We start from the raw sequence: 4,960 nt of genomic DNA, 5'->3' as shown, positions 1-4,960 counted from the left end.
CTTGGCGATCGACACCTTCGTCATGCGCATGGCGAAGAACCTAGCCTTCTTCGCCTCTCGTGCTGCTCGACCCACTGACATCTCCCCTGGTCAGGGAGCGTGTCGCATGGACCACCTGAGTCAGCCCCAATTGAACGCGTGTGACATTCGGCCGCCGGCTCCAGCGCCTTACGCCAGGGTGCGGCGCATCAGTTCGGCGACGCTCCGGTCGTACGCGACGAGCGTGACGATCTCGACCGCGGTCCGGGCGGCGGTGAGGGCGGTGACCGCCTGCCGGATCGCGTCTTCCTTCGGCCAGCCGTAGGCACCGGCGGAGATCAACGGGAACGCGACGGTCCGGGCGCCGAGGGTGTCGGCGACGGCAAGGCTGCGGGTGTACGCCGACCGCAGCAGGTGCGAGCGGTCCTCGTGAGGCGAGTAGACCGGCCCGACGGTGTGGATCACCCAGCGCGCCGGGAGCTTTCCTGCGGTGGTGGCCACCGCCGCGCCCACGTCCAGACCGTTGGGCAGCGTCGTCGCGCGCAGGGCCTTGCAGGCGGCGAGGATCTCCGGACCGCCGGCGTGATGGATGGCGCCGTCGACGCCGCCGCCGCCGAGGAGGGAGGACTTGGCGGCGTTGACGATCGCGTCGACGCGCTGGGTGGTGATGTCGCCGTGGACGACGTCGATGAGGGTCACGATTGCTCCTGGAGTTCGGTGGGGTGAGCGGAGACGGCGGCGCGGCGGTCGTATCCCTTCCGCGCGGCGTCCGTGGCCAGGTGGTTCAGGTCGTGCGCGGTGTGCCCGGGCCAGCCGTGCAGGATGCGCCGCCACCGATCGGGGACCGCCGAGGCTCCCCAGCGGGCGCCGAGCAGTCCGCCCGCGATGGCGGCGGTGGTGTCGGTGTCACCGCCGGCGCGGACCGCGGCCTCGAGGGCACGCTGCAGGTGCCCGGCGTCGGAATCGTCGGTGGTGCTGATCGCCCACCACGCGGTCTGCAGGGCGTGGACGGTCCATCCGTTGTTCGCGAAGTCGCCGGGCGTGCCGTGCTCGGCCCGGTCGAGCAGCGGAGCCCAGTAACCGGCGACGTCGGCGGGACAGACCTGCAGGTAGCCGCGGACACCGTCGAAGGTGCCGTGCAGGACGGCGTGGCGGATCGCATACGTCCACAGCCGGCAGGCCTGAACCGCCTGCGGGTCGTCGTGGGTCAGCAGCGCCACCTCCCCGGCGGCGGCGACGGCAGCGTCCGCGTCGCCCGAGCCGAGATAGGACAGGGCGACCGGGGCGGTCCGCATCAGGGCGCCGTTGCCGCCCTTGCGACCGGTCAGCGCGCGGGCGCGGGCCTGCATCGCCGCGGCGCCGGCGGGGCGATGCGAGAGCACGGCGCGGGTCTGGTTGCCGATGTCCTTCGGGCCGGAGTCGAACCACCGCACGAACTGCGCGGCCACCGCGTCGAGACCCGCTGCGCCGCCGAGGTCGACGCCGGTGGCCGCGACCTCGGCGACGGCGACGGCCATCGCGGTGTCGTCGGTCCACTCCCCCGGTTCCCAGCCGAACACGCCCCCGCCGATCATGTCGATCACCGCGTCGGCGGTGGGATGAGTGAACTCGTAGCCGGCACCGAGGGCGTCCCCTGCCGCCGTCGCGAGAAGCACCCCCACCGCCCGGTCACACTGCTGCGCCGTCAACGCCATTTCCCGCTCCCTCCGCCGACCATTTCGATCAAATCTGCGCTATCAATTTAGATCAAAATCACGCTAAAGTGCAACCGTGAGCGACTGGACGGACGGGGCGGGCCGGAAGCTGGCCGAGTACCCGCACCCCTCGACCGCGGTGGACATCGCCGTGCTGACCTACTCCGACGGCGAACTGCGAGTGCTGGTGGTCGAGCACAGTCTCGGAGACCTGGCCCTGCCCGGCACCTTCCTCCACGAACGCGAACGCGCCGCCGACGCCGCCCGACGTGCACTGCGTGACAAGACGAGCCTCACCGGCATCCGGTTCCATCAGATCGGCGTGTTCGACGCTCCCGACCGGGACCCGCGCGGATGGGTGATCTCGATCGCCCACGCCGCGGCGTTGCCTCGCAAGGACCTTCCGGGCGACGCCCACCTCGTGTGCGTGCGCGACGGAAAGGCCGAGCAGCCGTTGGCCTTCGACCATGCCGAGATGGTGGCGGCGGCCGTCGCGGATCTGCGAACCCGCTACGCGCAGCGCGTGGATCCCGACGGACTGCTCGGCGACGAGTTCACCGTCCTCGAGCTGCGGCGGTTGTACGAGGTGATATTCGGCGTTCCGCTGCAGAAGGATTCGTTCCGCCGCCACGTGGTCGACGCTCTCGTCAGCACCGGGCGCATGTCGAGTCCGGGCGCCGGCCGGCCGGCGGAACTGTTCCGCCGCAAGGACGGCGCGCGGTTGCCGGCTCAGGCAGCGGTGTTGTTCACCGGCTGATATGTCCGCGGTGCGGATTCAGAGGATCGGGTAGACGAAGTGTCCCGGCCCACCGCCCGGCAGACTCGAACCCGTGACGTTCGGCAGATTGGCCGGCAGCCGGATCAGCTTGTGCGGCTGTCCGTTCTGATCGGCCTGCCAGCAGTCGGTGGTCACGCCGTGGAATCCGACGCAGACGATCCGGGTGCCGGTGCCGAACGGTGACGTGAGCCGATTCCGGTTCACCAGCGGATTCCAGTAGTCGAGGTCCGCCGGGGTGAGGAAGTCCTTGGTCTCGAACGGCACCATCGGTGTCGGATAGGACGGAATCTCGGGCCACTCGTCCTGGGCCGCTGCCGGACCGGACGCACCGAGGACGGCCGCGGCCGTCAGTAGCAGCGTGGCTCCCGCGCGCCGGGCATGGCGGCCGATACGGTTGCTCGTCATCTCGCCTCCTCGCGGAACTCGTCCGACCATGGAAGCACGTCGCCGCCGCCCGCGCCGGGCGCCACGCGGAGACGGACCGGTCAGCCGAGCCGCTTGTGGTAGACGACGACGTCGCACGGGACCGCGAGCAGCGGGACCAGTTCGGGGTACATGCCCTCGGGCCCGTCCGTCCGCACCGGCACGTACCCCATTCGCGGATACCACTGCGACAGGAACACCTTCGACGGGTGCTCGAAGTCTCTCGGCTGGATGACCTCGAGTTGCATGATCTCGCTCCCGAGCCGTGCCGCGTGGGCCTCGGCGAACCGCACGAGGGCACGGCCGATGCCGGCGCCCCGCACCTCCGGATCGGCAGCGAGCATCCCGAACTCGGCGACGCGGGCGTCGAGCTGCACCACCTTCACGCAGCCCACGATCCGGTCGCCGAGCGAGGCGACGAAGAGCCGGCCGGCACCGGCCAATTCGGCGATCTCGCTCGCCGAGGTCCGGGTGGCTCCCTCCGGCCACATGCCTTCCTCGGCGACCGCATAGACGGCATTGACGAGGTCGGCGACCACCTTCGCCGTGTCGTCACTGCCGTCGGACGGGCGCACAAGGGGCCCGATGCTCAGCTCTCCGGAGTCCGTCAACGTCCTTCACCCGCTCCACTCGACGACCGCCGCCCGCAGCTGCTGGAGACCGGCGGTCCGGCTTGCCGGGACAAGCCTAGCGACCGGGACGACGCGACCGATCGGGCTCCCCGGTGGGCGGCCGGGAAAAGCTCAGCCGGGCAGCGCGCCGACGGCGGGCCTCGACGCCCCGAACTTCGAGGCGAGTTCGCGCCGTGCGGCCCGGTCGCCGAGCCGCTCGAGGAACCGCCTCCCGGTGCGCGTGCGTGCGACCACTGTGGAGATGACGACGTTCTTGACCACCACCGGCGGAACCGCCCATGCCGGGGTGACGGGCAGACCCAGCTCCCGCAGGCTCTGCGCGCCGAGGAAGTACCGGAGCATGCTCAGCAGGCGCTGCCGCTCGTACCGGCCGCGCACGTCGCCGAACCGGCCGTAGTCGAGGGTGCGCTGGCCCTCCACGAGGGCCCCGGACAGCGCGGCCCCCGCGGGCGTGACGTCGTCCTGCACCAACAGCACGTGGTAGTTGAACACGTGCTGCTCGCGTTCGGTGTCGAACAGCCAGTCCTCGTCGATGCCCATGAGCCATCCGACGTATTTCCACAGGTGCATCACCGCCCGGGACTCCTCACGGGTGACGAAGTAGCCGAGCGCCCGCATGCCGAGCAGCAGTGTGCCGTTGAACAGCCCCAGGGTTGCCGCCTGGTCGGTCTGGTTGATCGGCAGCCCCCAGCGTTCGATGTCCCATCGACCGTTGGTCTCGAACTGGTGGTTGATCAGCGCGTGCATGGCGCGCACGTGCACGGTGAGCTTGAATCCCTCACCGTCCCGGCGCATCCCACCGGGCTCGCCGACCGCCGTACCCCACTTCTGGGTTTCGCCGAGGCGTCGCATCGCGGTCGAACCGGTCAGGCCCCCGGTCTCGACCAGCAGATCCGGCGGCCCACCGAACCGGTAACCGCCGATGAGCGACAGCTGGAGCAGCACGTCGATGCGGCTGCGGCCCATCCGGCGGAAGGCCCGGGCACCCTTCTCCACCAGGCCGAAGTCCACCCATTCGGGGACGTGATCGACCACGGCGAAGAACCGTCGCAGTGCGTCCGGCGCGTCCGGCACCGCGTCGATGCCGTGCTCGAGCGCCCGATGGAACTGCGCCATGGTCACCCGCTCGGCGTCCGTCCGGGGGCGGCGCATCGCGCGCACCAGGTCCGCGCCCACCTCGTCGCGGGCGACCATCCGGCGGCCGATCCGGTCGAGCAGTTCCTCGTCGACGGCACCGATCCGCGCGTAGGCGCGCAGGGGCCGCCCGATGCGCTCGTTTCTGGGTCGGATGCCGACGTATCGGTGCGGGTAACGCACCGCCTGCGCGTCCTGTCGAATCTCCTGTGCCACCATGGGCCGATGCTTACACGAGCAAATACTCGCGTTCAATTCGCATCCGGACGGTGCCGGTGAGACCGGCGGAGCAGGGCCGGATGCGCCGCGTACCGCAGCAG

At 70.6% G+C, this 4,960-nt stretch carries 6 protein-coding genes; 1 reads left to right on the top strand and 5 read right to left on the bottom strand.

Annotation, left to right across the window (positions count from 1 at the left end; genetic code table 11):
- Positions 1-168 precede the first annotated feature (168 nt).
- Both AIIKEEIJ_RS33010 and AIIKEEIJ_RS32585 read right to left on the bottom strand, forming a co-directional pair.
- Complete coding sequence (locus AIIKEEIJ_RS33010) at positions 169-678, bottom strand: O-acetyl-ADP-ribose deacetylase (protein ID WP_006942006.1); 510 nt, start codon at positions 676-678, stop codon at positions 169-171.
- Positions 675-1,673, bottom strand: a complete 999-nt coding sequence (locus AIIKEEIJ_RS32585; RefSeq protein ID WP_006942008.1) for an ADP-ribosylglycohydrolase family protein — start codon at positions 1,671-1,673, stop codon at positions 675-677. The genes AIIKEEIJ_RS33010 and AIIKEEIJ_RS32585 overlap by 4 nt, the downstream gene beginning before the upstream one ends.
- Before the next feature lie 76 nt (positions 1,674-1,749).
- Between AIIKEEIJ_RS32585 and AIIKEEIJ_RS12575 the strand changes: the two genes are divergently transcribed.
- On the top strand, positions 1,750-2,430 hold the full coding sequence (locus tag AIIKEEIJ_RS12575) for an NUDIX hydrolase (RefSeq protein ID WP_043802267.1): 681 nt from the start codon (positions 1,750-1,752) through the stop codon (positions 2,428-2,430).
- Between the two features lie 18 nt (positions 2,431-2,448).
- Here AIIKEEIJ_RS12575 and AIIKEEIJ_RS12570 read toward each other — a convergent pair whose 3' ends face one another.
- The 3 genes from AIIKEEIJ_RS12570 to AIIKEEIJ_RS12560 form a co-directional block, all read right to left on the bottom strand.
- The gene (locus tag AIIKEEIJ_RS12570; RefSeq protein WP_006942012.1) at positions 2,449-2,856 is read right to left on the bottom strand and encodes a hypothetical protein; all 408 of its coding nucleotides are present in this window, start codon (positions 2,854-2,856) and stop codon (positions 2,449-2,451) included.
- Between the two features lie 80 nt (positions 2,857-2,936).
- Positions 2,937-3,485: a GNAT family N-acetyltransferase gene (locus tag AIIKEEIJ_RS12565; RefSeq protein ID WP_202916966.1), complete on the bottom strand. Its 549-nt coding sequence runs from the start codon at positions 3,483-3,485 to the stop codon at positions 2,937-2,939.
- A gap of 132 nt (positions 3,486-3,617) precedes the next feature.
- A complete protein-coding gene (locus AIIKEEIJ_RS12560; RefSeq protein ID WP_161995777.1) occupies positions 3,618-4,859 on the bottom strand; it encodes an oxygenase MpaB family protein in 1,242 nt (413 codons plus the stop codon).
- Between the last annotated feature and the right edge of the window lie 101 nt (positions 4,860-4,960).

The sequence above is a fragment of the Rhodococcus sp. YH1 genome (assembly GCF_009939605.1).
GTDB lineage: Bacteria > Actinomycetota > Actinomycetes > Mycobacteriales > Mycobacteriaceae > Rhodococcus > Rhodococcus aetherivorans.
The sequence above is the reverse complement of the archived record's forward strand: the minus strand, read 5'-3'. Positions and strand labels throughout refer to the sequence as shown.

Excerpts from the sequence above, each read along its gene's own strand:
- AIIKEEIJ_RS32585 (WP_006942008.1), bottom strand. The coding sequence starts at position 1,673 with ATGGCGTTGACGGCGCAGCAGTGTGACCGGGCGGTGGGGGTGCTTCTC.
- AIIKEEIJ_RS12560 (WP_161995777.1), bottom strand. The coding sequence starts at position 4,859 with ATGGTGGCACAGGAGATTCGACAGGACGCGCAGGCGGTGCGTTACCCG.
- AIIKEEIJ_RS12570 (WP_006942012.1), bottom strand. The coding sequence starts at position 2,856 with ATGACGAGCAACCGTATCGGCCGCCATGCCCGGCGCGCGGGAGCCACG.